We start from the raw sequence: 26161 nt of genomic DNA on the forward strand, positions 1-26161 counted from the left end.
CTATCGGTAAGGGTTAGCGTGACTGTACCGCCAGCTGGGATATCTTGTGAAGTCCCCGAAATGTCGCCTAGGTTATTTTCATCAATCACCAAATCAACGGTGATTTGACCGTCATCGGCGACGTTTACTGAAAAACTATCATCAGCTAATGTCTGTTCTGTAGGGAATGTAGTTTGTGCAACAGTTACTGTATTAAAACCTGCATTGGCTAATGTTTCTGAAGCATCACGATTTAGTGAAGCAAAGTCGCTTCCGCCTTGGTTTCCTAATGATTCGCCAGCAGCTGTTTCTGGTAATTCTTCGGTTGGGTCTTCACCTGAAAGAATAAGTGCTTGTAGGGCTTCAATCTCAGCGAGTTCTTCAGGACTCATATCCGTTGAAAATTGAGCTACTGAATCATCTGTTGTACTAGTATCGGTTTGCTCTGTATTGACGTCATCACCATTTAAAATAGTGCCGTCATCAAACGTGACTACGAATGCCAAGCCATCTGCAAAATGGAGTTCTGCTCCAGCAGGAATTGCTTCCCCAGGAAGAATACTTTTTGTTTGGTCATTGATGGTAAGCGAGATATCACCATTAGCTGAACTCAAAACACCATTTTTATTCGTTACAACAGAACTCATATTTAACTCCAAAACCCTATTTAGCAATGTATTTACATTTGCTGCATAAAAAATCACATTGCTATATTTGTCGTTATAAAATCAGCGAGAAACATTAACCGCAATATAACAATTTTAGCGTTATATGTACCGGTGGTCAATTTTTTGACCTCGGTGGAATTACCGCTAAGGTAATGAAAAGATATTAAAATTAATTTTTACTTGTTAAATCAACATTACTGAGTAATTAGTCGAAATTGTTACAGATTTAATAATAAAGTATGAAGAGAACAATTTGCTGAATTAGAGGAGAATTTATACGATTCAAACGAGGGTTTAGATCGATATAAATATAAAAAAACCTGCCAATGACAGGTTTTTTGTTTAGTTAAATATTCGGTTTGCTGAATATTATTCAGTAGAATTAGCTGCTTTGCGATAGCTTTGTAATGCAGCTGTATTTTCGCCAAGCTGCTCTTGAATTTGAGCGAGTGCTAACCAATTTTCACGTTTTGGGACGATCTCGCAAACCTGTAACCAATGTTTTTTAGCTGATTTAGTATCGCGTTTTTGCTGAGCTAATTTAGCCATACATATTTGATATTCAGCATCATGTTCGTGTGTTTGCTCAAAACGCAGCAATAACTTTCTAATATCTTCATCTTCTGAATCAAGGATTAAAGGTAATACAGACAGTAATGCAGGATCAGGTTCTGCTTTAAGACTCTTAGTGATGAGCTTTAAAGCATCTTTTTTTCTATCGTATTGGCATAGACCGCGAGCGTATATCGCAATCAATTTAGCTTGGTTTCTTTCTGCTTTACTCAACCAATGCCAACTCTTCTCTAATTCTTGTTCGTTGGCTTCTGTTGCCGCATTTAACAATGCTGTATTGGTTAACTGCTCAACATCAGTACATTGTTGTTCTGACACTATTTGGCGTTTGCGAATAGCGGGTAATAGAATTTTTAAGGCTTGCCAGTCTTGTTGCAACTGATAAAGGTCTAGCGCTAGCTTCAATACTGGTGTTTTACTTTTACTTGTTGGGTTTAATGAATCGAGCTCTGCTCTAGCTTCGGCGAGATTCCCTTGTTGAATTAAGTAGCGCGTTTTCGAGGTGTTGACCGCTGTTTTAGTTAATGGATCTTTTGCGGCCTCGGCTAAATATTTATCACGGGCGTCAGTATTAAGCTGATGATGAGCAGCTCTTGCGGCAGCAAAAAGATTTAAAGCTGGTAGTTCGCCTTTTGCTGCACCTTTTGCCATGGCTTTTTCTGCGTTCGGCCAATCTTCTTCAGCCAGTGCGAGTGCGCCTTGAAGGGTATATTTTTTAGCTGCTTCTCTGCGCCATCTTTCAGGTAAATACCGGCTATTAATGACCACATTAAGTAAGAAAATAATCAGCCATTCTACTAACTGTAATGCGCAGTAAAACAATACTAAGCCCAGTAGGCCAAATACTAAACTGGTTTCAATTTGATATTCACCAGCAGCAATGTATACGTAACCTGTATTTCCGATAATAAACGGACTAATACAAAAACCAATTAAAATGATGATGACATAGGCCAGAACTTTAATCATAACTGCGGTTCCTCAGTTGGAACCAATGAGCCAAAGGTAATCAGTTGTTGTAACAATCGAGTTGACTCAAAATTGGTATGTTTAACTTGCTCAATTTTGACAGTGATTAACGCATCTAACGCTGTCATTGCTTCTTGAGTTTTGGTTTCTTCTAAATCAAAATATTGTTGAATCCAAGTTCGAGCGAACCCAATTGATTGTCGGTAGTTCACTTCATCATGCTGGTATAAAGCAAGTTGCGCCTGTAAGAGTTTATTGCGAATATTCTCAATTAAGTACCATTGTTGATCTGGCGCCAGTAACGGCTCTAAATCTGTGGTGCGTTTACGAATAGTAATGAACCCATCGGTGACTGAGTGCCAGGTTTTAGCAAGGTTACTTTGCCAATCATCTAACGAATCCGTCATTACATGCTGCTCTGCCAAGTCTTCTGCTGACTGCGCTTTAGCGCGGTTTAACGGCAAGCTATCCAGCTGGATTAAAATGCTATCGATAGTATAGATAGTACCGGCTACATCTGTGGTTTTAATCGCATTGGTTTTGGCTAAGTCGTGGGCAAGAGCTCGGCGTATAGGTAGCAGTGCAGGGTCTTTCATTGCTTCAATACGGTCATCCGCAGAACTTAATAGGCTGACCGCTGTTTTAGGGTCATTTTCAAGCCATAGCTTTCTTCCCGCCATACGGACTAAGTATTCAGCTTCCGATGCCATCCAATGGTTTGGATTGCGTTGAGCAATAGTGGCCACACGCTCTTGTAATTGTTGATGTGATTTAGCCAGTTGATTTTGCTGCTGGTAAGCCAAGCTATCATTTTGCTGCTGTATTTCTAACTCAGCGATACGTCTCTTGGGCTCTATTAGGGCTTCAGTCACTTCATTGCTGATAGCTTGAGTCTGTTGATTTTGAGTTTGCAGTTCAATTTTTTGGCTTTCAAGTTCAACGAGCAACAGGTAACTAATGCCAATGCCAGCGAGTGCAATGATGAGGCATAATAAAATGCTCAATCTTACCCACCACGAACTTTTTCTATTTGAAGTAGATGCTGCATCGTCACTATGACTTTCAGTATCGACGATCTTAGTTGATGAGGGGGGAGTTGATTGAGCCGTTTGCTTAGTACTTGGAGTGGTACTGGTTTCAAGTTCAGTCGAAGACTCAGCCTCATTATTCACTGATTCAGCGGTTGAATCCTTGGTATTTAATTGACTTGAGTCTTGCTTATTGTTTTCCATGAGCTGTCCTTGAGTGCCTAGTGTGGCTATTTACTAGTGCGACCATTTACTGCGCGACATAAATATTGAGTGATAGGGTACAAGTCTGGCAGGATTAAACAAGATCGCAAATAACAGACTTTGCTTTAATGATTAAAGAGATAACGCTTGTAAAACAGCTTGAGTATTCGCGCCATTAGCATTAGTGACGTGACAAAGTCCTGCTGTTTTTGCCCTTTGTTCCACTCGGTGACTTGGGACTATGATATGACATGATTGCAACCATGCAAATAACTCTTTTGGCACAAGATTAATTAGATTAACAAGGACTTCGCCGCTGGTGACCACAATTGTGTCTATTTGGGCTGCCTGCCAGTGGCTGCAAACGCTTTGTGCATCAAGCTTTGGCATAACTCTTTGGTAAACTTCCCAATAGTTAACTTTAGCTTGTCTTAAGGTTAATTTTTCTGCAATGGTTTCTCTACCACCAACCCCTCTGACGATGATAATTCGCTGATGTTGGATCTCAGCAAGTGACGAAAGTGAGAGTAATCCTTCACTATCTTGGCTGTTTTCAGGGGCGACTTCAGCTTGAATATTGTATTGGATTAATGCATCAGCAGTCGCTTGACCGACAGCGTAGTAGCGGCAATTTGGAAACTGACTTTTAAGTGATTGAGCGGCAAAATGAACTGCATTGGTGCTGATAAAAATAATACTGTCAGCTTGAGAGAGTTGTTGGGTTTCAATAGGGGAGAGTGTTGCAGCAACAGCTAATAAAGGCGTGACAATAAAATCGACGCCTTTATTTTTAAGCTGTTCAGCCATCGCTTGATTGCGCCCTTCAGGGCGCGTTAGCAAGACTTTCATATTTTGACTTTGCCTGATTACTTGTTGTAAACAGCGTCTAAAATAGTTTTTGCGCCACGGCTTAGTAAATCTTCAGCTAGTGCTTCACCTAGTGCAACAGCATCAGTTTTAGGTCCAGATACAGCGCCTTCAATGACTTGACTACCATCAGGGTTACCCACTAAGCCACGTAAGCTTAAGGTATCACCTTCGATTTCAGCATAAGCACCGATTGGCACCTGACAACCACCTTCAAGGCGAGTGTTCATAGCACGTTCAGCAAGTACGCGGTAACGAGTTTCTAAATGCTCAAGTGGAGCAAGTAGTGCTTTAACACGTTCGTCATTCATACGGCATTCAATACCTACAGCACCTTGACCGTTAGCTGGTAGTGAATCTTCTGCAGAAATAAAGCTAGCAATACGTTCATCTAATTTAAGACGAATAAGTCCAGCTGCTGCAAGGATAATGGCATCGTAATCGCCACTGTCTAGTTTAGCTAAACGTGTACCTACATTGCCGCGTAAGTCTTTGATAACAAGATCTGGGCGGGCAGCGCGAATTTGGCATTGACGACGTAAACTAGAAGTACCTACTACAGCACCTTGCGGTAATTCTGCAATTGTTTTGTAGGTATTAGATACGAATGCATCACGTGGATCTTCACGTTCACAAATAACTTGTAAACCTAACCCTTCAGGGAAATCTACTGGCACATCTTTCATCGAATGCACAGCGATATCTGCGCGATCTTCAAGCATGGCAACTTCAAGCTCTTTAACAAATAAACCTTTACCACCCACTTTAGCAAGAGGCGTATCTAAAATAACGTCTCCTTTAGTGCTCATTGGCAAAAGTTCAACCGTTAAACCTGAATGAATACGTTCAAGTTCAGCTTTAACGAATTCAGCTTGCCACATAGCCAGTGGACTTTTACGAGTAGCGATACGAATAACATTTTGAGACATGCTAGAGAGTTCCATCGATAGACTTAATTGCGACAATGCTAACATTGCCTGTGGGCTTATGTAACAAACCGATAGCGATTGTTTGAACTATGCACATCTTTTTTTTGTGACGTAGATCTCATTTACTGGCGTATTTAAATAAAAGTGATACCATGAACAAGTTATTGCTAATGAATTTATCCCTAATTTAAGCAAGTATTTACTTAAATGTGTGTGTGAATAAGTCGTAAGGTGATAGTACAAGGATGGAAGCCTTGATAGAAAAAGTGCCTCGCTCAGCTGAAATTGCCAACCAACTTAATCTCGTTCGCTATGAACGAGCTCAATCTCTGTTGTCACCAAAACAGCAAAACCTGTTTGATCTCATTGCTTACCTTATTCAGCATCATCACCCGCAATTGCCTGGTGGCAATTCAGCATTAACGCCATTCGGTATCAATCAGTACCAGGATTCTACAAAATCACTTTCGGCATGTGATGTTTTTAACTTGCCTAAACTGACTTCAAACGCCGCAGAACCTTGTTCTTTTGAAGGCGTTTATGCCATGGGCAGCACGGCAAGTTTTGGTCAAAATCCTAAAAGTGATGTTGATGTATGGCTAGTGTATAAGGCCAACTTGAGCAATGCAGATTTAACCTTAATTACCGAGAAAACCACAGCATTGACTCAATGGTTTGCCTCTTTAGACTTTGAAGTTAACTTTTATCTGGTTCACCCATTACAATTTCGCGAGTGCAGTGCCTTTGAAAACTGTTATAGCTCGTTAGGTGAAGAACATAGCGGCAGTACCCAGCATTGGTTATTGTTAGAAGAATTTTATCGCTCCCACATACGTTTGGCGGGAAAAACCGTTGGATGGTGGCCTAACTCTAATCAAGATGAATCGGTATTATTTTTAGGCGACGTGCAATCCATGCCAGCAACTGAGTATTTTGGTGCGTCCTTATGGCAATTGTATAAAGGCTTAAACAAACCCCATAAAGCGCTGCTTAAAGTATTGTTGTTAGAAACGTATGCTGCTGATTATCCAGAGTCTCATTTCATTACTGCGCAAATTTGGCAACAATGTGAGCAAGGTGATTTTTCTGAATCTAATGACGCTTACCTTATTTTATACCAACGTATTGAAAGCTACTTATTAGCTAAGCGTGATATCAGGCGTTTAGAAATTGTCCGACGTTGCTTTTATCTTAAATGTGGTGTGAATTTAACCAATGCGTGTGTCGGCAATGATTGGCGACGCAATAAAATGCAGCAATTAGTTAATGACTGGAACTGGCCACCAAGTTTATTAGAAACCTTAGACAACAGCCAACATTGGCATTCAGGTCAATTAAAGTGGTTTAACAAACAGCTCAATGAACTGCTATTAATCAGTTATCGCACCCTTTTAGAGTTTGCCTCAAAACAAGCATTGAGTGATCGCTTTAGAGTTGAAGAACTCGGCATGCTGGCGCGTAAACTCCATACTTACTTTAGTGATGACGAGCATCAATTATTGCCTTTAAACAAGCTATGGAGTCGTTCGGTGTTTGAACCGAATATGACCATTATTCATAGCCTCAAAGAGTCGCGCTATTACCTTTATCGACAACCATTAAAGTCAGGTCAGCTACTTGGAGAGTCATCTATTATCAAAGCAGATACGCCCACAGCATTGATTGCTTGGTCAGCGATGAATGGGATTTCTGCAGCCGACACACAATGGCAAGAGTATGGCCGTAAAAAGCACCGCTCGAGTGCGTTAACCGACCTGGCCAGTCGCTTAGTGCCTTTATTAGCGACAACCAATAAAGTTTCCAAAGCCGAATTGTGCCAGCCGTATTTTTACAAAAAAGTCATTGTCGTTGCCAATGTGGATGGCGATCCCACATTAAAATGGCAAGGCCAAGAAATCATGATCGATTATATGAATGGCAATGTGTTTTCCTTAGGTAAAAAGCAACAAAACATGCTGTCTACGATTGATTTAATTTGCCTCAATAGCTGGGGCGAATGGCAATGTCATCGTTTTAAAGGCGAACAAGGTTTACTAGAAGCCCTAGCGTTTATCGCTTTAGGCTTAAAAGGCACACCTGAGCAAGTTGATATTCAAGTGGTTAATTGCGCAGAACGATTAAAAAAACAAATCAACGATGCGTTATTGGCAGTATTTACTCTGTGTGTAAAATATTGTCATGAAGCAAGAGAGTCCTCAGCCTTGATGCACCCAATACAGTTATCACATAAACGCTTTGGGTTATTCTTCAATTCAATGGGGATGGTATATAAGGAACTCAAAGGCGATGACGTCAAAGCCGCGCCAATAAAAGTAGAGCGATTTAAAAAGCCTGAGTTGACGGCGCCAGTGGCAGTATTAAAAAAAGATCCTTACCGCAGTATCCCTAGTGTAATTAAACTTTATATTTCTAAAGGAGCGAAGCAGTATTTTTTAAGGCAACGACCGGATGCGCTTGATGTGTTTATCATTGATGAACTCAATCAATTAAAACATCAAATATTTGATGATATGTCGATGAAAGAATTAGTTGAAAAAGAAAGTCACAGCTTTGCTTTTGAGCGAGATGAGTCATCACTGCACTATTTTAATATGCCGCAATTTTTTAAATTGGAACGGATTGACGGTGAATTGAATGTCGTACCTTTTGGTATTGCAATGAACGAATTGAGCTCAGATATTTAAGCTCAATTCATTCTTATTTAGCATCATCAAGTCGATGGTGTTAAATAGATAGCGCAATGCCGCTTTGTTTTGTAATCGCGTCGATAACAAAAGGCATGAACTCACTATTGTTACGTTCATCAAACCATTTGCCGTCAACAAACGCGAAATGGTAACCACCAGTGCGGCTAGCTATCCATAACTCATGTAAAGGCTCTTGCTTGTTGATGACAATTTGCGAACCATCTTCAAATTCTAACTGCAATACATTACCGCTTGCGAAGATATCGACATCGGCATCTTGTTCATCAATAGCCGCTTCGATGGCGTTTTCAATCTTGCCGAACATCTCATCTGCCAACTGATGAAATTCTGTATCTGTCATAGCCATGTATTTCTATCCTTGTACTTCCTAGGTTATGAATGCGATTATAAGGCTATAACTCCCCATATGCATAGATGTTGAGAAAAATGAGACTGTTTTTATTAGTAATGCTTGCTAGCCTATCGATTATTGGCTGCGGACAAAAAGGCCCGTTATACAAATCTCCTGAAGTTGAAACCAATCAGGAAGAGCGAAAATCGCAAGAGCCGACTAGTGAACAAACCCAACAACAAACTCAAGAGCAGTCTCAAGAGTCGACACAAAAATAGAACAATTTTAAAGGAAGCGCATTTTGGATTATTTTAATTATCAACAGGATCAACTTTTTGCTGAAGACTGTTCTGTTGCTGAACTTGCCCGTACCCACGGCACGCCGTTATATATTTATTCACGTGCGACGTTAGAGCGTCATTGGAATGCATTTGATAATGCAGTAGCCGATCACCCACACCTTGTCTGTTATGCGGTTAAAGCAAACTCGAATCTGGCAGTATTAAATGTACTTGCACGTTTAGGCAGTGGTTTTGATATTGTCTCAGGTGGTGAACTTGCACGTGTTATTGCCGCTGGCGGCGACCCTAAAAAAGTGGTGTTTTCAGGTGTGGGCAAAACAACAGCTGAAATGGAACAAGCACTGAATACCGGTATTTATTGTTTCAATGTTGAATCAAGCGCTGAACTTGAATTATTAAATGAGGTAGCAGGAAAGCTAGGAAAAGTGGCCCCTATTTCACTGAGGGTTAATCCTGATGTTGATGCAGGCACACATCCTTATATTTCTACCGGCCTTAAAGAGAACAAATTTGGTATTGCGATGGACGAAGCTGAGCAGGTTTTTGCTCGTGCACATGCGTTACCGAACTTAGCCGTTAAAGGCGTGGATTGTCATATTGGTTCACAGTTAACTGAAATGCAGCCATTTTTAGATGCCATGGACCGAATGCTAGCCTTAATTGATCGTTTAGCTGCCAATGGTATTGAAATTCATCATTTTGATGTTGGTGGTGGCTTAGGTGTCCCTTATGATGATGAAACGCCGCCACATCCAGATGTGTATGCCGCTGCGTTACTTGAGCGTTTAGGCGACCGTCCACTTAAATTAATTTTTGAACCAGGCCGTGCGATTGCAGCCAATGCAGGTATTTTTGTCACTGAAGTGTTGTCACTGAAAGAAAACAGCGATAAGCGTTTTGCGATTGTTGACGGTGCAATGAATGATTTAATCCGCCCAGCGCTTTACAGTGCATGGCAAAATATCATTCCGGTACAATTAACTGATGCACCGAGTTTTGACTATGACGTTGTAGGTCCAGTGTGCGAAACCGGTGACTTTTTAGGTAAAAACCGTCAGCTCAATGTACAAGCGGGTGACTTATTAGCGGTGCGTTCAAGCGGTGCTTATGGTTTTGTAATGGCATCAAATTATAATTCACGTCCAAGAGCGGCAGAGGTCATGGTCGATAAAGATCAAAACCAAGTGATCCGTGAGCGTGAAAAGCTTGAGCAATTGTGGCAAGGTGAGCATTTACTGCCTTAACGGTATTCACAGCCTTTAATAGCATTTAGCGCCTTAATAAGGTTAACTGATTTTATTAGGTTTATTTTTTAGTTCGATAAGGGAAACTCTTTTGATCCAATTCACCAAGATGCATGGACTGGGTAATGATTTTATGGTGGTTGATGGCGTAACACAGAATGTGTTTTTTTCGCCAGATCAAATTCGCCGTTTAGCTGACCGAAATTTCGGTATTGGTTTTGATCAGCTATTGTTAGTTGAGCCTCCTTACGACCCAGATTTAGATTTCCATTATCGAATTTTTAATGCCGATGGCGGTGAAGTAGAGCAATGTGGCAATGGTGCACGTTGCTTTGCGCGTTTCGTGCGTAATAAAGGCTTAATCAACAAGTATAAAATTCGCGTCAGCACTAGCTCAGGCAAAATGACGTTACGACTTGAGCGTGATGGTACTGTGACCGTGAATATGGGTGTACCTGTGACAGAGCCGGGGAAAATTCCCTTTCGCGCCAAACGTCCTGAAAAAACCTATTTATTGCAAACCCCTAAACAAACGTTTTTGTGTGGTGCTATTTCAATGGGCAATCCGCATTGTATACTTGATGTGGATGACGTTGACACTGCAGAGGTCGAAGAAATTGGTCCAATGCTGACTAAGCATGAACGCTTCCCTAAGGGAGTGAATGTGGGCTTTATGCAGGTTGTGGATCGTGGCCATATAAAATTAAGAGTCTATGAGCGCGGCGCAGCGGAAACACTCGCTTGTGGCACAGGTGCTTGCGCAGCAGTTGCAGTTGGCATATTACAAAATAAATTAGACAGACAGGTAAAAGTGGATTTACCTGGCGGCCGCCTAACCATTAATTGGGAAGGTGAAGGAAAACCATTATGGATGACTGGGCCAGCTGAACACGTATTTGATGGACAAATCCAGTTATGAGCGACGCATTTAACACCAAAAAATTATTAGCAGAAGATGCCCAATCGGCGGCAGCTTTAGGCACTGATGTAGTAATGGAAGATTTACCGATTGATGAGTTAATGATCCGCGAATACCTGCTGGATAACCCTGATTTTTTCAATCGATATCCTGAATTATTGTTGGCAATGAGACTCTCTCATCATGAGCGTGGTTCGGTGTCCTTAGTTGAGCGTCGTCAAGAAATGCTGCGTGAACGGGTGACTCAACTTGAAGAAGAAATTACTTCTTTAATGAAAATCGCCACAGAGAATGAAAAGATATTTCGCTTTAATAGCGATTTATCGATGCAGATCTTAAAGTGTGAAGATTTAGGCCAGCTCAGACAAGTTTTATCTGGAAAGTTAAAGGCCGAGTTTGGTTTTACCCACGTAAGGCTGATAACCGTGCATGATATCGACAGCGAATTGGCGAAGATTTGGCGTCAACGAATTCAGCAAGGTTATTACTTTGGTCGTTTAACGCAATCTGAATCGAAACGATTATTTGGCACTGAGGTGGGCTCGGTAGCACTGACCAAATTATCAGATGAAAATGGTCAAGTTATTTTTGGCGTAGCGTCTGCTGATGCCGCCCATTTTCATCCTGATATGGATCATCTCTTTTTCCAACAAATTAGAGACCTATTGGATCATATGTTGCCAAAATTCTAATTGGCAACCGACTCGCTCAACGCTCTGTTAAGCAATGACTGGAGGCAGTGTCATGGGTCAACTCAGTTGGCTAGCCGCATTTGAACGCTACCTTCATTCTGAAAGGCAGCTTTCGCCGCATACCGTACGAAATTATCTTTATGAAATTCATCGCGCTGCTGAAATCATATTTTCGCAGCCTAAAGGCGCTTCACTCGATGAATGTAATGAAGGCTGGCTAACGGTTAACCGCGATCAATTGCAAGCCGTGCTGTCTAAGCTTCACCGACAAGGACTTAGCCCACGTTCATTATCGTTATGTTTATCGTCTTTAAAGCAATTTTTTGATTTTTTAGTCCGTGAACAAGCCATTAAAACCAACCCAGCAAAAACACTCAATGCACCAAAGCAAGCAAAGCCACTGCCTAAGAATATGGATTTAGATGCCGTGACGCACTTGTTAGATATTGATGCTGATGATCCACTCAGTAAGCGTGACAAAGCCATTATGGAGTTATTTTATTCCAGCGGTTTGCGTTTAGCTGAGCTTGCGAGTTTAGATGTGGCAGATATCGATTTCAGTCAAAATGAAGTCAAAGTGATGGGTAAGGGCAGTAAACAGCGAGTTGTGCCTATTGGCAAAATGGCGATACAGGCAATAAATAATTGGTGTGAGTGTCGTGCTGATTTAGCTAAAGCCGAAGCGGGGGATGCCTTATTTGTCAGTCAGCAAGGCAAACGTTTATCTCATCGCAGTATTCAGCTCAGAATGAATAAATGGGGCCAAGAGCAAGCTTTATCTGCAAAAGTTCACCCTCATAAATTGCGACATTCCTTCGCAACGCATATGCTTGAATCAAGTGCAGATTTAAGAGCGGTGCAAGAATTATTGGGACACGCTAACTTATCCACAACGCAAATCTATACCAGTCTCGATTTTCAGCACTTGGCAAAAGTCTACGATGGCGCTCATCCTAGAGCGAAAAAAGCCAAGGGGAAATAATGAAACAATATTTACGACTGCGGCCTTTTAAGGCGATCAGTTTTGATTTAGACGATACCTTGTACCATAACGCACCGCATATTATTAAAGCCGAATCTGCGTTATCACTATTTATGCAAGAGCAATTTAACACCCCGACGAACTGGGGAATAACCCAATGGCGTGAGCTAAAAGCACAGGTTATTGCTGTGCATGGTGAGCTGGCCCATGACACCACAGCTGCGCGCTATGAAGTCCTCAGGCAGGCTTTGATCCAATGGGATTATTCAGAAATTGAAGCAAGCCAAGGCGCGCAACAAGGCTTAGAGTGTTTTTGTTTTCATCGCAGTGACTTTACCGTTGATGATGGTGTTCTCAATTTACTGTCAGACTTAGGCAAACAGTATCCATTAATTGGCATTACTAATGGTAATGTCGACGCTCGCCGTGTTGGGCTTAATGATGCCTTAGAGTTTGTGGTTCATCCTGGACACGGGGTAAGAATGAAACCCTATAGCGATTTATTTGATCTTAGTTGTCAGCATTTAGATATCCAAACCAATGAACTATTGCACATAGGCGATCATCCTATAAGTGATGTATTAGGCGCAAGACACGCAGGCTGTCAAAGTCTTTGGCTTAATCTTCAAACTGATGAAGGTGGTAGGGCGCAACATATTTTACCGCATCTTGAAATTGAGCAGCTGCAAGAAATCCGCCGATTAATCGAATAAAATTGTGCGTTCAACGAGGTTTTTAGTTTTTTAAGTCCAGTCTATGCAATTTGCAAATAATCTCAGTAGTGTTTTAAAGGGGTTTTGCATAGACTTGCGCGATACACATGTTATTAGTTGGTCTATTTATTTAATTATGTGTTCACTAAAAAGGGTGCAGCTAAGAATTAATGTTAGGCTTTTATCGCGATGTAAAAATCACAATGATCACGTTTCCAGCTATGCTGGCGCGCTTGTTGTTGATTCTGATTTTTGCGATGCAGTCTGTTGTTGCGATGGCCGACAACTGTGCTCTTGAGCATAAAGATTGCGCTGTTAATGTCGAACTTTTCACCACAGTAATCAATGATGTCTCTTCAGTAGACACAACCTTTGTTGATGAACACTCGCTAGCGAACGACGAGCTTTGTGATGATATTTTTCTTGCCGACAGTCATGCTGACGATGACTGTGCTGAATGCAGCAGTAACTGCTGTTCTTGTTGTATGACGCTAATGCATCCAGTCACAATGGCACATCATGACAATATCTATTCGGATTACCTGGCTTTTACCTTTAATTCCAACGCAGTAGAAGCTCCTTACTTTAGTTTTTTGCGCCCTCCCCAAGCTTAATCGTTAAATCAAAAATCATTTTTAAATGAGCAAATTTTTTACGGAATTTGCTAAAACTTGCTGTGTTTTCTAATCAATCATATTGCCAGCAGGTTTTATCTTTTGTATTGAATCGAGGCTAATTCTCAGATGTTTTACAATATAACCATCCCGAAACGGTGTACTTTTCTATTAAGAAAAATAGCTTGCTGTTTATTAGGGACAACAGCGCTAGTTTCTGCCAGTTCATACGCGACTGGCTCGATCTCCGCTTCAGAATCATTGACGCTACTGACTGTAATTGAACGTGTTCAATTACAGCATCCTTCTTTGAAAATTTTTCAATTCAGACAACTTGCGCTTGAAGGTGAGGCGCAAACACAAGCGCTTTCGCCTGGGTTCGAATTAGGCGTAGAACTTGAAAATATTGCTGGCTCTGGCGATTTTCAAGCTGTTGATAGTGCAGAAACGACAGTGTCGTTATCATCGATAATAGAGCTTGGCGATAAATCAGATGCTCGCATAGGCATTGTGAATAGAAAACGTGCGTTACTGGATGCTGAGCAAAAGATTGCAGGGCTTGGCATACTTGCGACAACTACACGACGCTATATTGATGTGTTAGCTGCGCAATCTAAGTTGCAGCTTGCAGGTGATGCATTGAGCCTTGCAGAAGAAACGTTATTGGTGGTGCAGCAACGCGCTAAAGCGGGGGTGACTCCTGATGCTGAAGTTAAAAGAGCACAGGCGGCTGTTTATAATACCAGGCTGATTGCAGAAACCCATTTACATCAACTTGATTACGCAAAATTAGCACTCAGTATGATGTGGGGAGAAACTCAGGTTAACTATGAAACCATTGAAGGCAGCTTATTTGAGTTCACCGACGATGTTGCATTAGCACCTTTATTTGAAAAGGTGAAATATAGCCCAGCAATCGAAGCTTATTTAACTCAAGCTCAGCTAAAAGAAGCCGAATTACGTTTTGTTCAATCGCAATCGAGTACTGATGTCAGTTGGTCGGTTGGCGTAAAACAAATGCAGCAAACCAACGATATGGCATTTTCGGCAGGGTTCAGTGTGCCCTTGTTCAGTGGTGAACGAAATACGGGCGCTGTCATTTCGGCTCAAGCAGCAAAAGATGAAGTGCTGATTAATAGAGAGATTGCCTTACGAGAATTGTATGCACAATTATATCGTGCTTATGCCAATAGGCAGCAAGCCATTGTCACGGTCAATCGTTTGCAATCTAGTATTATTCCAACACTAACTTTGGCTCTAGAAGATACGCAAACGGCTTATGAGCAAGAACTATATAGCTACCTTGATTACTTAACTGCAAGAGAGGAATTACTCTTTTCTCGTCGAGCATTAATTGAGGCTGCTGCTTCTGCATTGCGTTATGGCGTGGACATAGAGCAATTAATTGCTGAACCTCTTCCCGCCTCTCAACATACCTTTTTTAAAGATTTCCAAGGATTCCCCAAATGAACTTAAGAACATTCAATAACCTTTCTGTGGTTCATATTGCTGTGGCGGCAGTCTTTATGTTTGCTGTTCCAGCTTATGCATCAGGCGTTCATGATCATCAAGATGTGCATTCTGAACATCACGCTAATGAGCAAACACAGAATACTCTCGGTCATGATGAACATAAAAACGAACATTCAGATAGTCACTCAGAAAACCATTCAGATAGTCACTCAGAAAATCATTCAGATAGTCACTCAGAAAATCATTCAGATGAACAAGCACATAATGATCATAAATATGATGAGCACGGGCATGACGAGCATGGTCACGATGAACATGAAGAAGGCCAAGTGCATATCAGTGCGGAGCAAATATCTGTTTCTGGGATCGTCACTCAAAAAGTGCAGCCCGGTGATATCAAAAAAACAGTAACCTTGTATGGGCGAACAGTAGTGCCAGAAACGGCTATAAGCTTAGTGAAAGCTAGATTTTCAGGACTCATCACCGAGTTTAATTTTACAGTAGGTGACAGCGTTAAAGCAGGGCAAGTGATTGCCAAAGTTGAGTCTAATGCAAGCTTAAAGCATTACTCAATAACAGCGCCGATATCGGGTGTCGTAGTCACCAGAAATGCCAATGTGGGCGAGCTCGCCACAGATAATATGCTGCTTAGCATCATGGATGACAGTGAGTTGTGGGTTGAGTATCAGATCTTCCCTGGACAATTAACCTCAGTGTCAGTTGGTCAACACCTTGTTATTGGGTCAGACACTGCGAGTGCGAATAAACAGCAAGTAAATTCAACAATAAAACATCTTCTCAACTCAACGAATAATCAAGCTTATACCTTAGCTCGTGCGCCACTAGACAATAAGCAAGGGCAATGGGCTGTGGGCGCTTTGTTGTCAGGTGAATTAACTTTGAGTCAGCAACCTGTGGCGATGGTTATTGATAATCGCGCTGTTCAGGTTATGGAGGAACAACAAGTGGTGTTTGTCCGTAATGAGGAAGGGTTTGAAAAGCGCGTTGTTGAGTTAGGCCAGAGTGATAGCCAGCTAACAGAGGTGTTATCTGGCATCTCTATAGGTGAAGAATATGCCGTTGAGAAGAGCTTTCTTCTTAAAGCGGATCTTGAAAAATCTAGTGCTGCCCACGTTCATTAAAGGAGACGAAATATGATTGAATCAGTTTTACGTCTTGCGATTAATCGACGCTGGATGATGATGTTTCTAGCTTTATTGCTGGTTGCTGTTGGGCTTTGGAGTTATCAGAAATTACCGATTGATGCCGTGCCAGATATTACCAATGTACAAGTGCAAATAAGCACGCGTGCTGCAGGTTATTCACCACAAGAAACCGAACAACGGATTACCTATCCAATTGAAAATGCCCTGATGGGTATTCCAAATTTGTCTAACACTCGTTCATTGTCGCGATATGGATTATCGCAGGTGACAGTCGTATTTGATGAAGGCACCGACCTTTATTTTGCTCGTAATCTAATTAGCGAGCGTTTAAATGGCATAAAAGGGGCTTTACCTGCTGGAATTGAGCCTGAAATGGGGCCTATTTCTACTGGTCTGGGCGAAATCTTTATGTACACCATCGAAGCGAAGTCGAATGCTCAACAAGCTGATGGAAGTGATTTCGATGCTACAGCGCTAAGAGAAATCCAAGACTGGATTATTAAACCGCAATTAGCTCAAGTGAAAGGAGTGACTGAAATAAACACCATAGGGGGCTTTGATAAGGAATATCACATCACGCCTCAACCATTGAAAATGTTGACCTATGGGATTTCCTTTGTCGATATCAAAATGGCGCTGCAAAGCAATAACAGCAATCGTGGTGCAGGTTATATTGAGCGTGATGGCCAGCAATTGACAGTTCGTTCAGCCGGGCAGCTTAAAACCATTAGCGATATTAAACAGGTTGTTGTTAAGCGTATTGATAACGCACCAATCTTAATGAGTGATGTGGCAGAGGTTGGCATTGGTAAGGCGTTAAGAACTGGTGCCGCCACTCGAGACGGAAAAGAAACCGTATTAGGCAGTGCAATGATGCTGGTGGGCGAGAATTCACGGCAAGTATCATTAGCTGTGGCCGAAAGACTTGAGGACGTTAAAGCGTCATTACCTGATGGGATTAAAGTTGAGGCCGTATACGATCGCACGACTTTGGTTGATAAAGCGGTATATACAGTTCAGAAAAATCTCGTTGAAGGTGCATTGTTAGTTATTGTGGTGCTATTCATTTTGTTGGGCAACGCAAGAGCAGCTCTCATCACTGCTGCGGTCATTCCGCTGGCAATGTTAGCGACAATGACAGGTATGGTGCAAGCTGGCGTATCTGCAAACCTGATGAGCTTAGGGGCATTGGATTTTGGCTTGATTGTCGATGGTGCGGTGATTATTGTCGAAAATGCCATTCGCCGATTAGGCCAAGCACAGGGACAAAGTGGCGGGCATATTTTGCCACGTAAACAACGTTTACAATTGGTGTATGAGGCCACTAATGAAGTTATTCGCCCAAGCTTATTTGGCGTATTGATCATTACCGTCGTTTATATTCCACTATTCAGCCTTACGGGTGTTGAAGGTAAGATGTTCCACCCAATGGCTGCCACCGTTGTGATGGCACTTTTAGCAGCGTTAGTGCTGTCGTTAACGCTTGTTCCTGCCGCTGTTGCTTTGTTTATGACAGGTAAGATTAGCGAAAAAGAAAGCCGGGTTATTACCTTAAGTAAATCTTTGTATAAACCATTGTTGATTGTAGCGATGAAGTTTCGCTGGTTAGTGTTGAGTGCAGCTGTGGGTTTGGTGGCATTGTCAATTTGGTTAGCCACTACGCTGGGGTCAGAGTTTATTCCACAGCTTAATGAAGAAGATATTTTGCTGCAGGCGATTCGCATTCCAGGTACAGGTTTAGAGCAATCTGTAGATATGCAAATGATGCTTGAGGATAGAATTAAACACTTCCCCCAAGTACTCAATGTATTTTCTAAAATAGGAACCCCAGAGGTGGCGAACGACCCTATGCCGCCGAATATTGCTGATACTTTCATTATGCTTAAACCTCGTAATGAATGGCCAAATCCGAAAATGAGCCATGATGCGCTTGCCGCCGATATTGTCGATGCTGTTTCTGGTCAACCTGGTAATAACTTTGAACTGACGCAGCCAATTGAAATGCGTTTTAACGAACTCATTTCGGGTGTACGTGCTGACTTAGGCATTAAGGTGGTTGGCGATGATTTACAGCAATTATTAACCTCGGCGAATGCCATTCATGAAGTGTTAGAGCAAATTGAAGGCGCATCGGATCTTCAAGTTGAGCAAGTGACGGGTTTACCAATGTTGTCAATTCAACCTGATCGCATGGCGTTAGCTCGCTATGGTTTAACGGTCAGTGAGCTGCAAGATTTTGTCGCAACGGCCATCGGTGGTGAAGAGGCAGGGCTTATTTTTGAAGGTGATCGTCGCTTTAAGATTGTTCAGCGTTTACCTGAAAATATTCGTAAAGATGTAGAGAATTTACAAGCGTTACCTATTGTACTGCCATCGGGGCAGTATGTGCCTTTATCTGAAGTAGCGACATTAGATATCGCCCCATCTCCAAATCAAATCAGCCGTGAGAACGGTAAACGCCGTATTGTCGTAACAGCTAACGTGCGTGGTAGTGACTTAGGCTCATTCGTCACTGAAGCAAAACAACAAATTAGTCAGCAAGTGGATTTGCCGGCTGGTTATTGGTTGGAATATGGTGGCACATTTGAGCAACTAGAATCAGCCAGTCAACGTTTATTGATAGTGGTGCCTCTGACGCTGGCGCTTATTTTAGGCTTGTTAGTTATGGCGTTTAATTCGGTAAGAGATGCTGCCATTGTCTTTACCGGGATCCCACTTGCGTTAACAGGTGGTGTTATTTCGTTATGGTTAAGAGACATGCCGTTATCTATTTCTGCTGGTGTTGGATTCATCGCATTATCTGGTGTGGCGGTGCTTAATGGCTTAGTGCTGTTGAGCTTTATTCGGCAGTTATATCAAGAGAAAGGCGAGTTACTGAATGCCATTATTGACGGGGCATTGATTAGGTTACGTCCTGTATTAATGACGGCATTAGTGGCAGGGCTTGGCTTTGTTCCCATGGCGCTAAACATTGGTACAGGTGCTGAAGTACAACGACCTATTGCTACTGTAGTGATTGGTGGCATTATCTCATCGACAATGTTGACGCTGTTTGTGCTACCTATTTTATATCGTATGGCGCATCAAGGGCGAAAGTGGACAAAAAGTGAGTCACAAAATGCTAGCGTGAACTGAACTTTAAATTAAGAGCTAGTCCTGCATTGTTCGAGTAGTTTTTATTATTACAAGCACTTAGCAGGGCTTGTTTATGCTTATAGATGAATAACCTCAAGACATAAAAATGGCTCTGCTGGGGGAAGCAAGAGCCAAGGACTTGATGAATCAAATAGGTTTGTTTTTATCAACTCATCAGAGATGATGAGAGTTAAATAGCTAGCGCTTTTGGAAACAATAATACATTTTCAGTATGAATATGAGCTTGTAAGTCCGCATCAAACTCGGCCAAAGTGCGGTAGCATTTTTGCCATGTGCTACAAACGCCTTCAGGGATTTGGTAATTATTGGTGAGCTCTCTTAACTGCTGCAGAACTGTGCCAGCATGATCATGCTCGTGCTCCATGGCATTAATTGGATTCCCAATATGACCAAAACAGCCATTCACTTCTTCGCCTGCTGCCAGTCTTCGCATTGCAGGAAACAATATTTGTTCTTCTTTCATTAAATGCGGCATTAAATCAGCGATTAGTGCACCGATTAGCGTGGCTAATGGTTTAATTTCAGCATGATCTTCGCCGTGGGCTTGTACCATTTTTTGCGAGTACTCAACTAACAGTGGCGCAGTTTCACGAACATACTGGTGATGAGTCGATTCAAGGTGATCAATCAAAGCGGGTATTGATAAAGTGCTTAATTGCTCAAGGTCAGTAGATGTCATAGTGATTCCAAAAGATACATTTAATTTATACATGCATTTTAAATGTATCTTTAATTGAGGCAATCAAATCGATGTTTTATTGTTAGCTAGATCACATTACATAAGACTCTATACTCCTTACAGAGTACAAGTTTGATTACCCGTTAATCCACTTGAGAGGATTTGATCGCTAACCTGTTGTTGCTTAAGCATACCGCCCACTCTCAGTAATTGGTCTTGGTGGCAAATTAACCCTCGATGATCCATGCTAGGAACATCAAGCGGAATAGGCGCAAGCCATTGCATCGTTTTAAAATCAAAGGTGTATTGCAAGTTGTGTGGCTCGCTAGGACTACCGTTATAACCGATACCACTGTAATTATATGGGTTGTTGCTGCCAGCCATAAATACGGCTTGTCCATCAGCGGTATTATTAATGCCAGTCGCCGCCATACGATAGTGAGCGGTAGCTAATGGTGTCGTTCTGCTTTGATTTGTTGGCGTGGCAATAGAATAATGAGGCAATAATTGCCAACTGATCCTTAAATGATTTTGAGGATTAACTTCACCGTACAAACACACAGGTGATGATTGATAGCTTCGACGTTGACCAATATTAGCCTGCACTTTTACCCCATCACACAAGACGATTTTATTATTTACCATTGCAACGGCTTGACCAAATACTGCTGGAGCAGGAATAGGGCTAGCTTGATCCCAAGTGTTAGTTTTGGTGTCGTAAACTTGGACTAAGTTAACATTGCCATCGTTATGCCAGCCGCCAAACAAATAGATATAACGCTGCTGATATACACTCGCTGCAGTGTCATCCACAGCCACTGGCATATCTGCAATACGTTGGTATTGATTATTAAATATATCAAATTGGTAGTTATCTACAGTGCTGATTTCTTCATGGTTTTCGGCAACAGTATAACCGCCAAAAATATAGGCTTTATCTTCAAGACCAACTGCAATAGACGCTAAACGACCAGCAAGTGGTGCAACAAATGGTACGGCTTTAATGGGTTGCCATTGAGCTTCTGCTTTAGTTAAATTTAGTGCCCAGGCTTTATTGTGCACATCTTGGTAGCCCTTACCTTGAGCTAGCCCGGTAAAACTCAGCAAGTATTGACCCTGCGTAGTACTGACTTTTGCAATGGCATTATTGCTCAATGGCTCAGGTAATTTAGCGAGCGACGCGTCGTGTAAAGTGCCTGCTGACACTGCAGAAGTAAAGCAAGCCACTTGTGATGCTAAAAATAGAGCGAGTATTTGTTTCATCGAAATATCCGAAGGGGATTATTGGCTTTAGAGTACAACAATTTATTGATGAGTTAATCATTTTGTCATTCAGACCGTTTATTTCATTTCATCAAAATTGATAGTGAAGGTACGGGATGTATATTTTGCTCGCTTTGTATTCTGGGCTTTTACTGGGGTGTGACACAGTGTCGCAGTATGACAATTGTAAGTTGTTTAGCACGTTGAACGGCTAAATAATTGTGTGATTACGTTAACTATTTTGCATACTACTAAAGGTTGTCATGGTGAATTCAGTGAGATTTTCTTTTTCTAAAGTCGCTTTATTGGTTTCTGCGACGTTATGTTCATTTATTTCTGTTGCCTCATCTGATATCGAAGCGAACGATATTGAAGTTAACAGTATGGCGACCGAGTCCATTGCAGCAAGCCACTCACCTTATTTGAAATCGATGGAAAAAATTAGCATTACTGGCAGTCGGATAAAAAGAGAAGAAATCACCTCAACCGCACCAATGGCAGTTTTCACCGCTGATGATATTGCCCAAATGGGCGCTACGTCAGTGGATGCAGTATTGCAAAGAATGTCTGCTTCTGCAGGGTTTGCCGGTAATCAAACTAATGCTTATTGGACTGATGGCGGTTATGGCTCAACTCAAGTGAACCTTCGAGGTCTTGGGGTAAACCGAACTCTAGTACTGCTTAATGGCAGACGAATGGTAAACAGCGGTACGGGTGCTAACTCGTCAGTGGACTTAAATACTATTCCTGTCAGCGTCATTGAGCGTATTGAAGTATTAAAAGATGGTGCTTCTGCTGTTTATGGCGCCGACGCTGTCGCAGGTGTGGTTAACATTATTACTAAAGACCAAATTGATGGTGTTGAGTTTCAAGCAAGAACGGGCATGACTGAACAAGGTGATGGCGAGCAATATCAATTTGATTTAGCAGTGGGGAAAGTTGGTGAGCGAGGCAGCGGATATATTGCGTTAAGTTATGATAAAACTGACGCGGTAGAAATGACCAGCCGCGCCCCATGTCCATTAACTGAAGTCGACGGTGAATTAGTCTGTAGCGGCAGCACTGCATTGCCAGGAGGTCGCGGTTATTTCTTGGATGAAAATGGTAATTCAATCGGTGATGAAGTGAAATTATTACCTAATGGTAGTGATGAATATACTAGTAGCGATAGAGACAACTATTTTGAATACTTTAATGCGGTGCAGCCAAATGAGCGTTTTAATGTCTTTGCCTCAGGCGAGTACGACTTAACTGACAATGTGCAGCTATTTACAGAGGCGATGTATACCCATCGCAGTTCTACACTGCCCGCAACTCCGCAAACTGTCAGTGGTATTACAATACCAAGCTGGCACGAGTCTAACCCCACTGAGAATGATTTTTTACTTAACAGCCGCCGTTTAGCTGAAGCGCCTCGTGAATTTAATATTGAAACAGATACATGGCGAGTTGTAGCCGGTTTACAAGGGGGTTTAGACAATGGTTGGCAATGGGATGCCGCAGTTAATTACGGCAGTAATCGTGGCTCATTTGAAGTCACCAATGTGATTAACAACACTCGCTTAGGCGAGGCAACTGATTACGATAATTGCAGTGTTGATCCGAATATACCTTGTGCTGATTTTTGGGGAGAGGGCTCACTAACCCCTGAAATGCTCGATTACTTCTTATTCGATATGATGAGTGATGGGGGGAATGAGCAATTAAGTCTAACTGCCAATTTAACGGGTGACTTATGGCAACTTCCTGCAGGTACTATGAGTTTTGCCACAGGTATTGAGCATCGAAAAGAAAAGGGCTGGAGTAACCCTGATCCTTTAGCAATAATTGGTGAAGCAAATACCAGCCAACAAGACCCTATTACTGGAGAATACACCGCTGATGAAGTTTATTTAGAAGCTTATATTCCGCTGTTAGCAGATAAGCCTCTGGCTAAAGCCGTTGATTTAACCGCAGCTGTGCGTTACTCGCATTTTGATACGTTTGGCAGTGATACTAACTATAAGCTTGGTTTACAGTGGATGCTGAATGACCAGCTCACCCTTCGTACGACCAAATCGACTGCGTTTAGAGTACCTAATATTCCAGAGCTGTTTGGCGGCATTAGCCAAGGTTCAATGAACACCACAGATCCTTGTAGCGACTGGAGCCAACTTGACCCAAGCTCTAATCGTTTTGCCAATTGCCAAGCTGCAGGCGTATCGATGGATTTTAACCATGAAGGCACTATATTAACTGACCGTGGTGGTAACGCAGATTTACAACCTGAAGAGGCTGACACATTCACTGTCGGTGTTGTGTGGGATGTGAGTTTTATCGAGGGGCTGAATGTCACGCTTGATTACTATGACATAAAAATTGAAAACGCAATTAACTCAGTCAATGGCTCAAGTAAACTTGCTGCCTGTTATGACAGTGCCAATATGAGCCACCCTTTTTGCAACGATGAGCACTTTATTCGCGACGAGCAAACCGGTGAAATTACCTATTTGCAAACCCAATTAGGAAATGCAGCAACAGAAGAAGTATCAGGTGTCGATTTAGCTATGTTCTATCAAAAGGATTTTGGTGAGTTCACCACAAACACCTCGTTTGAAGTCAGTTATTTAGATGAATATAACCTGCAAACTTATGAAGGAGCACCAGTAGAAGAGCGGGCTGGCACCATTGGCTATGACGGCAGTTATACCAAGTGGCGTTCAAATTTGTATTTTGATATTGCTAAAGATGATTGGCGCTTTGGCTATAACATTCAATATATTGGCGAGGCGGATGATCAATACGCCGCTGCAGGTGATATTGGTGATTCTGTAGACGCTGTGACCTATCATAATACACAGCTTTATTACCAATTAACCCGTAGTTTAGGGTTCACGGCTGGTATCGATAATCTATTTGATAAACAAGCGCCATATCATCAAAGTTACACAGACGGAAACACCAACACGATGACCTATGATTTAATGGGGCGACGTTATTATCTTGCGTTGAAATGGGTAATGTAACTATTGTGAATAAGCAAATGTTTAGGGTAACTTAGCATTTGCTTATGCTTAAAGTCTTGCGAGTAGAACCACCACTAATAATAAGAAATACAGGTAACATTCGAATTTGAACTCTAGAAAAACGCTAAAAAAGGTATCGTCAGCGCAGTTTGTTCATCGTTGGTTGATGTTGCTATTGGCCATTCCGATCTTCATTTGGGGTCTCACTGGTAGCTATTTTGTACTAATGGATATCGGCTTCATTCGTAGCGACCACATTGCGATGGAGCGAGCAGACAAAATCAGCGCTTCAGCGGTCAAATACCCCATCGCAAAAGTATATCAATCATTTCCAGAAGCGAGAAAAATCACCTTAACGATGCTCAACACACAGTTGGTTTACCAAGTGAAGCTCACTGACCAATCCCTGTTAATTGATGCCGTATCAGGCCAACGACTTGCAGCTATTTCAAAGTCGCAGGCAGAGCAGATATCGCAATCCTTTCAACATCAGCAATCAATATCTCCAACTGCAAAAATTCAATTTATTGGTTTGCTTAACGATAAAACCCCACTGGAGCAATTACCTTCAGAGTTAGCTGCACGGCACTTACCCGTATGGCGAGTGGTCTTTGATGATATCGGCCAATCGACGTTATATATTTCAGCGCAAACTGGCGAAGTCGTGACAAGAAGACATGAGTATTGGCGCTTGTTTGATTTATTTTGGAAGTGGCACATCATGGATTATGACGACGGTGAATCCATTGATAATCAATTACTATTTTATACTGCCATCGCTTCTTTTATCGCTGTATTTGCTGGTGGCGTATTGGTTTGGCAGCGCCGCAAGAGGTATTGCTAATGACAATCAAAAAAATAAAACATTGGCTAAGGTTTTGTCACTATTGGCTGGGGACTGTTGTTGGCATTCAATTATTAATCTGGCTAGGAACAGGTATTTATTTCAATATCACCCCAAGTGAAGATCTGAAAGGCACTCATTATTATCGCAGTATAGCGCCGCTAGATTTAACTGCGTTTAGTAGTCATGATCTAGAGCCATTATCATCTATTCTTGAGCGATTTAAACCGATGGAGCAGGTTAGTACAATTGTGCTTAATAACCAGCCTATGTATTTACTAGATGAGCAAGTACAGCGATATCAACACGATTGCCAACAGCAAGTATTGGTCGATGCTTATAGCGGCAAAGAAGTCCTTATTGATGCCGACTTGGCTGAATCAATCGCTTTGCAAAGCTATACTGGAGCAGGCGAGATAAAGAGTCACAGGCAATTATCTACAAGTTTTAAAGAGTGGCCCAAAGAATGTAACCCATTGTGGCAAGTCAGCATTAGTGATGATTTGAATACCCGAATCTACATTAATGGTGTCAATGGTCGATTGGTTGGCCATAAAAATGATCACACTGATTTAGCTGATTTGATGTTTAAGCTGCACTTTATGGATTACCTGCACCAAGGCAGTTTCAATAACCCCTTTAGTTGGGTGTTTGGATTAATGATGTTGCTATTGTCATTATCCGGTGTGTATTGGGTGATAGAGAATTTAGTATTAAAGCGATATCGATTTAAGTTTGAGTAGCAAATTGAGATGGTAAAACGGATTTGAATAACAAAAAGGCTATTTATCAAAATAATAAATCCGCAGCCTTGGCAAGCTTACGGATTTATTATTTTTTGCTTTAAAGTGTT

Annotated in this window: 21 protein-coding genes and 1 pseudogene; 14 read left to right on the plus strand and 8 right to left on the minus strand. The window is 41.8% G+C overall.

Annotation, left to right across the window (positions count from 1 at the left end; translation table 11 throughout):
• From BCU84_RS18335 to hemC, 5 genes are all read right to left on the minus strand, one after another.
• Positions 1-626: retention module-containing protein (locus BCU84_RS18335; protein WP_133146658.1), on the minus strand; the 626-nt coding region annotated here is incomplete at its 3' end.
• A 390-nt stretch (positions 627-1016) separates the two neighbouring features.
• A complete protein-coding gene (locus BCU84_RS18340; RefSeq protein ID WP_102529502.1) occupies positions 1017-2189 on the minus strand; it encodes a heme biosynthesis HemY N-terminal domain-containing protein in 1173 nt (390 codons plus the stop codon).
• A complete protein-coding gene (locus tag BCU84_RS18345) occupies positions 2186-3421 on the minus strand; it encodes a uroporphyrinogen-III C-methyltransferase (protein WP_102529503.1) in 1236 nt (411 codons plus the stop codon). Before BCU84_RS18345 ends, BCU84_RS18340 begins: the two co-directional genes overlap by 4 nt.
• Positions 3422-3553: 132 nt before the next feature.
• Positions 3554-4270: a uroporphyrinogen-III synthase gene (locus BCU84_RS18350; protein WP_102529504.1), complete on the minus strand. Its 717-nt coding sequence runs from the start codon at positions 4268-4270 to the stop codon at positions 3554-3556.
• A 17-nt stretch (positions 4271-4287) separates the two neighbouring features.
• Positions 4288-5217 carry a hydroxymethylbilane synthase gene (gene hemC, locus BCU84_RS18355; RefSeq protein WP_102529505.1) on the minus strand — a complete coding sequence of 310 codons (930 nt, stop codon included), beginning with the start codon at positions 5215-5217 and terminating at the stop codon, positions 4288-4290.
• Positions 5218-5462: 245 nt separating this feature from the next.
• Here hemC and BCU84_RS18360 point away from each other — a divergent pair, with 245 nt between their 5' ends.
• Positions 5463-7901, plus strand: coding sequence for a class I adenylate cyclase (locus BCU84_RS18360; RefSeq protein WP_102529506.1), 2439 nt, complete (start codon positions 5463-5465; stop codon positions 7899-7901).
• A 40-nt stretch (positions 7902-7941) separates the two neighbouring features.
• Here BCU84_RS18360 and cyaY read toward each other — a convergent pair whose 3' ends face one another.
• Positions 7942-8271, minus strand: a complete 330-nt coding sequence (cyaY, locus tag BCU84_RS18365) for an iron donor protein CyaY (RefSeq protein ID WP_102529507.1) — start codon at positions 8269-8271, stop codon at positions 7942-7944.
• 68 nt (positions 8272-8339) lie between these two features.
• Between cyaY and BCU84_RS18370 the strand changes: the two genes are divergently transcribed.
• The 10 genes from BCU84_RS18370 (at position 8340) to BCU84_RS18415 (ending at position 19496) form a co-directional block, all read left to right on the plus strand.
• Positions 8340-8534 carry a lipoprotein gene (locus BCU84_RS18370; RefSeq protein WP_102529508.1) on the plus strand — a complete coding sequence of 65 codons (195 nt, stop codon included), beginning with the start codon at positions 8340-8342 and terminating at the stop codon, positions 8532-8534.
• 23 nt (positions 8535-8557) lie between these two features.
• The gene (gene lysA, locus BCU84_RS18375; RefSeq protein ID WP_102529509.1) at positions 8558-9802 is read left to right on the plus strand and encodes a diaminopimelate decarboxylase; all 1245 of its coding nucleotides are present in this window, start codon (positions 8558-8560) and stop codon (positions 9800-9802) included.
• Positions 9803-9893: 91 nt separating this feature from the next.
• Entirely contained in the window at positions 9894-10721 is an 828-nt protein-coding gene (dapF, locus tag BCU84_RS18380; protein ID WP_102529510.1) for a diaminopimelate epimerase, read from the plus strand.
• A 74-nt stretch (positions 10722-10795) separates the two neighbouring features.
• On the plus strand, positions 10796-11413 hold the full coding sequence (locus BCU84_RS18385) for a DUF484 family protein (RefSeq protein ID WP_102529540.1): 618 nt from the start codon (positions 10796-10798) through the stop codon (positions 11411-11413).
• Positions 11414-11465: 52 nt separating this feature from the next.
• The gene (gene xerC / locus BCU84_RS18390; RefSeq protein WP_102529511.1) at positions 11466-12395 is read left to right on the plus strand and encodes a tyrosine recombinase XerC; all 930 of its coding nucleotides are present in this window, start codon (positions 11466-11468) and stop codon (positions 12393-12395) included.
• Positions 12395-13108, plus strand: coding sequence for an HAD-IA family hydrolase (locus tag BCU84_RS18395; RefSeq protein WP_102529512.1), 714 nt, complete (start codon positions 12395-12397; stop codon positions 13106-13108). Before xerC ends, BCU84_RS18395 begins: the two co-directional genes overlap by 1 nt.
• Positions 13109-13311: 203 nt before the next feature.
• A complete protein-coding gene (locus BCU84_RS18400) occupies positions 13312-13722 on the plus strand; it encodes a hypothetical protein (protein ID WP_241906484.1) in 411 nt (136 codons plus the stop codon).
• 129 nt (positions 13723-13851) lie between these two features.
• Positions 13852-15192, plus strand: a complete 1341-nt coding sequence (locus BCU84_RS18405) for a TolC family protein (protein ID WP_102529514.1) — start codon at positions 13852-13854, stop codon at positions 15190-15192.
• Entirely contained in the window at positions 15189-16337 is a 1149-nt protein-coding gene (locus BCU84_RS18410; RefSeq protein WP_102529515.1) for an efflux RND transporter periplasmic adaptor subunit, read from the plus strand. The genes BCU84_RS18405 and BCU84_RS18410 overlap by 4 nt, the downstream gene beginning before the upstream one ends.
• A 12-nt stretch (positions 16338-16349) precedes the next feature.
• The gene (locus BCU84_RS18415; RefSeq protein ID WP_102529516.1) at positions 16350-19496 is read left to right on the plus strand and encodes a CusA/CzcA family heavy metal efflux RND transporter; all 3147 of its coding nucleotides are present in this window, start codon (positions 16350-16352) and stop codon (positions 19494-19496) included.
• Positions 19497-19686: 190 nt separating this feature from the next.
• On the opposite strand, the pseudogene BCU84_RS18420 reads toward BCU84_RS18415, so the two are convergent.
• Together BCU84_RS18420 and BCU84_RS18425 are read right to left on the minus strand one after the other, a co-directional pair.
• Positions 19687-20178 (minus strand): annotated as a pseudogene (locus BCU84_RS18420) (hemerythrin domain-containing protein); the annotation flags it as partial.
• Between the two features lie 135 nt (positions 20179-20313).
• The gene (locus BCU84_RS18425; protein ID WP_102529518.1) at positions 20314-21459 is read right to left on the minus strand and encodes a kelch repeat-containing protein; all 1146 of its coding nucleotides are present in this window, start codon (positions 21457-21459) and stop codon (positions 20314-20316) included.
• A 275-nt stretch (positions 21460-21734) separates the two neighbouring features.
• Between BCU84_RS18425 and BCU84_RS18430 the strand changes: the two genes are divergently transcribed.
• The 3 genes from BCU84_RS18430 to BCU84_RS18440 all read left to right on the plus strand — a co-directional run bounded on the left by BCU84_RS18430 (position 21735) and on the right by BCU84_RS18440 (position 26051).
• Positions 21735-24464 carry a TonB-dependent receptor gene (locus BCU84_RS18430; RefSeq protein ID WP_241906485.1) on the plus strand — a complete coding sequence of 910 codons (2730 nt, stop codon included), beginning with the start codon at positions 21735-21737 and terminating at the stop codon, positions 24462-24464.
• 106 nt (positions 24465-24570) lie between these two features.
• Positions 24571-25308 (plus strand): PepSY domain-containing protein, encoded by a 738-nt coding sequence (locus BCU84_RS18435; protein ID WP_241906486.1) that lies wholly within the window; start codon positions 24571-24573, stop codon positions 25306-25308.
• Complete coding sequence (locus BCU84_RS18440; protein ID WP_102529520.1) at positions 25308-26051, plus strand: peptidase; 744 nt, start codon at positions 25308-25310, stop codon at positions 26049-26051. Before BCU84_RS18435 ends, BCU84_RS18440 begins: the two co-directional genes overlap by 1 nt.
• Positions 26052-26161 lie beyond the last annotated feature (110 nt).

This window comes from Shewanella sp. 10N.286.51.B7, from assembly GCF_002873615.1.
GTDB lineage: Bacteria > Pseudomonadota > Gammaproteobacteria > Enterobacterales > Shewanellaceae > Shewanella > Shewanella electrodiphila.

Excerpts from the sequence above, each read along its gene's own strand:
- BCU84_RS18400 (WP_241906484.1), top strand. The coding sequence starts at position 13,312 with ATGATCACGTTTCCAGCTATGCTGGCGCGCTTGTTGTTGATTCTGATT.
- BCU84_RS18385 (WP_102529540.1), top strand. The coding sequence starts at position 10,796 with ATGGAAGATTTACCGATTGATGAGTTAATGATCCGCGAATACCTGCTG.
- BCU84_RS18345 (WP_102529503.1), bottom strand. The coding sequence starts at position 3,421 with ATGGAAAACAATAAGCAAGACTCAAGTCAATTAAATACCAAGGATTCA.
- BCU84_RS18405 (WP_102529514.1), top strand. The coding sequence starts at position 13,852 with ATGTTTTACAATATAACCATCCCGAAACGGTGTACTTTTCTATTAAGA.
- BCU84_RS18340 (WP_102529502.1), bottom strand. The coding sequence starts at position 2,189 with ATGATTAAAGTTCTGGCCTATGTCATCATCATTTTAATTGGTTTTTGT.
- BCU84_RS18440 (WP_102529520.1), top strand. The coding sequence starts at position 25,308 with ATGACAATCAAAAAAATAAAACATTGGCTAAGGTTTTGTCACTATTGG.
- BCU84_RS18370 (WP_102529508.1), top strand. The coding sequence starts at position 8,340 with ATGTTGAGAAAAATGAGACTGTTTTTATTAGTAATGCTTGCTAGCCTA.
- xerC (WP_102529511.1), top strand. The coding sequence starts at position 11,466 with ATGGGTCAACTCAGTTGGCTAGCCGCATTTGAACGCTACCTTCATTCT.
- BCU84_RS18395 (WP_102529512.1), top strand. The coding sequence starts at position 12,395 with ATGAAACAATATTTACGACTGCGGCCTTTTAAGGCGATCAGTTTTGAT.
- BCU84_RS18350 (WP_102529504.1), bottom strand. The coding sequence starts at position 4,270 with ATGAAAGTCTTGCTAACGCGCCCTGAAGGGCGCAATCAAGCGATGGCT.
- cyaY (WP_102529507.1), bottom strand. The coding sequence starts at position 8,271 with ATGGCTATGACAGATACAGAATTTCATCAGTTGGCAGATGAGATGTTC.
- BCU84_RS18415 (WP_102529516.1), top strand. The coding sequence starts at position 16,350 with ATGATTGAATCAGTTTTACGTCTTGCGATTAATCGACGCTGGATGATG.
- BCU84_RS18425 (WP_102529518.1), bottom strand. The coding sequence starts at position 21,459 with ATGAAACAAATACTCGCTCTATTTTTAGCATCACAAGTGGCTTGCTTT.
- hemC (WP_102529505.1), bottom strand. The coding sequence starts at position 5,217 with ATGTCTCAAAATGTTATTCGTATCGCTACTCGTAAAAGTCCACTGGCT.
- BCU84_RS18360 (WP_102529506.1), top strand. The coding sequence starts at position 5,463 with ATGGAAGCCTTGATAGAAAAAGTGCCTCGCTCAGCTGAAATTGCCAAC.
- BCU84_RS18410 (WP_102529515.1), top strand. The coding sequence starts at position 15,189 with ATGAACTTAAGAACATTCAATAACCTTTCTGTGGTTCATATTGCTGTG.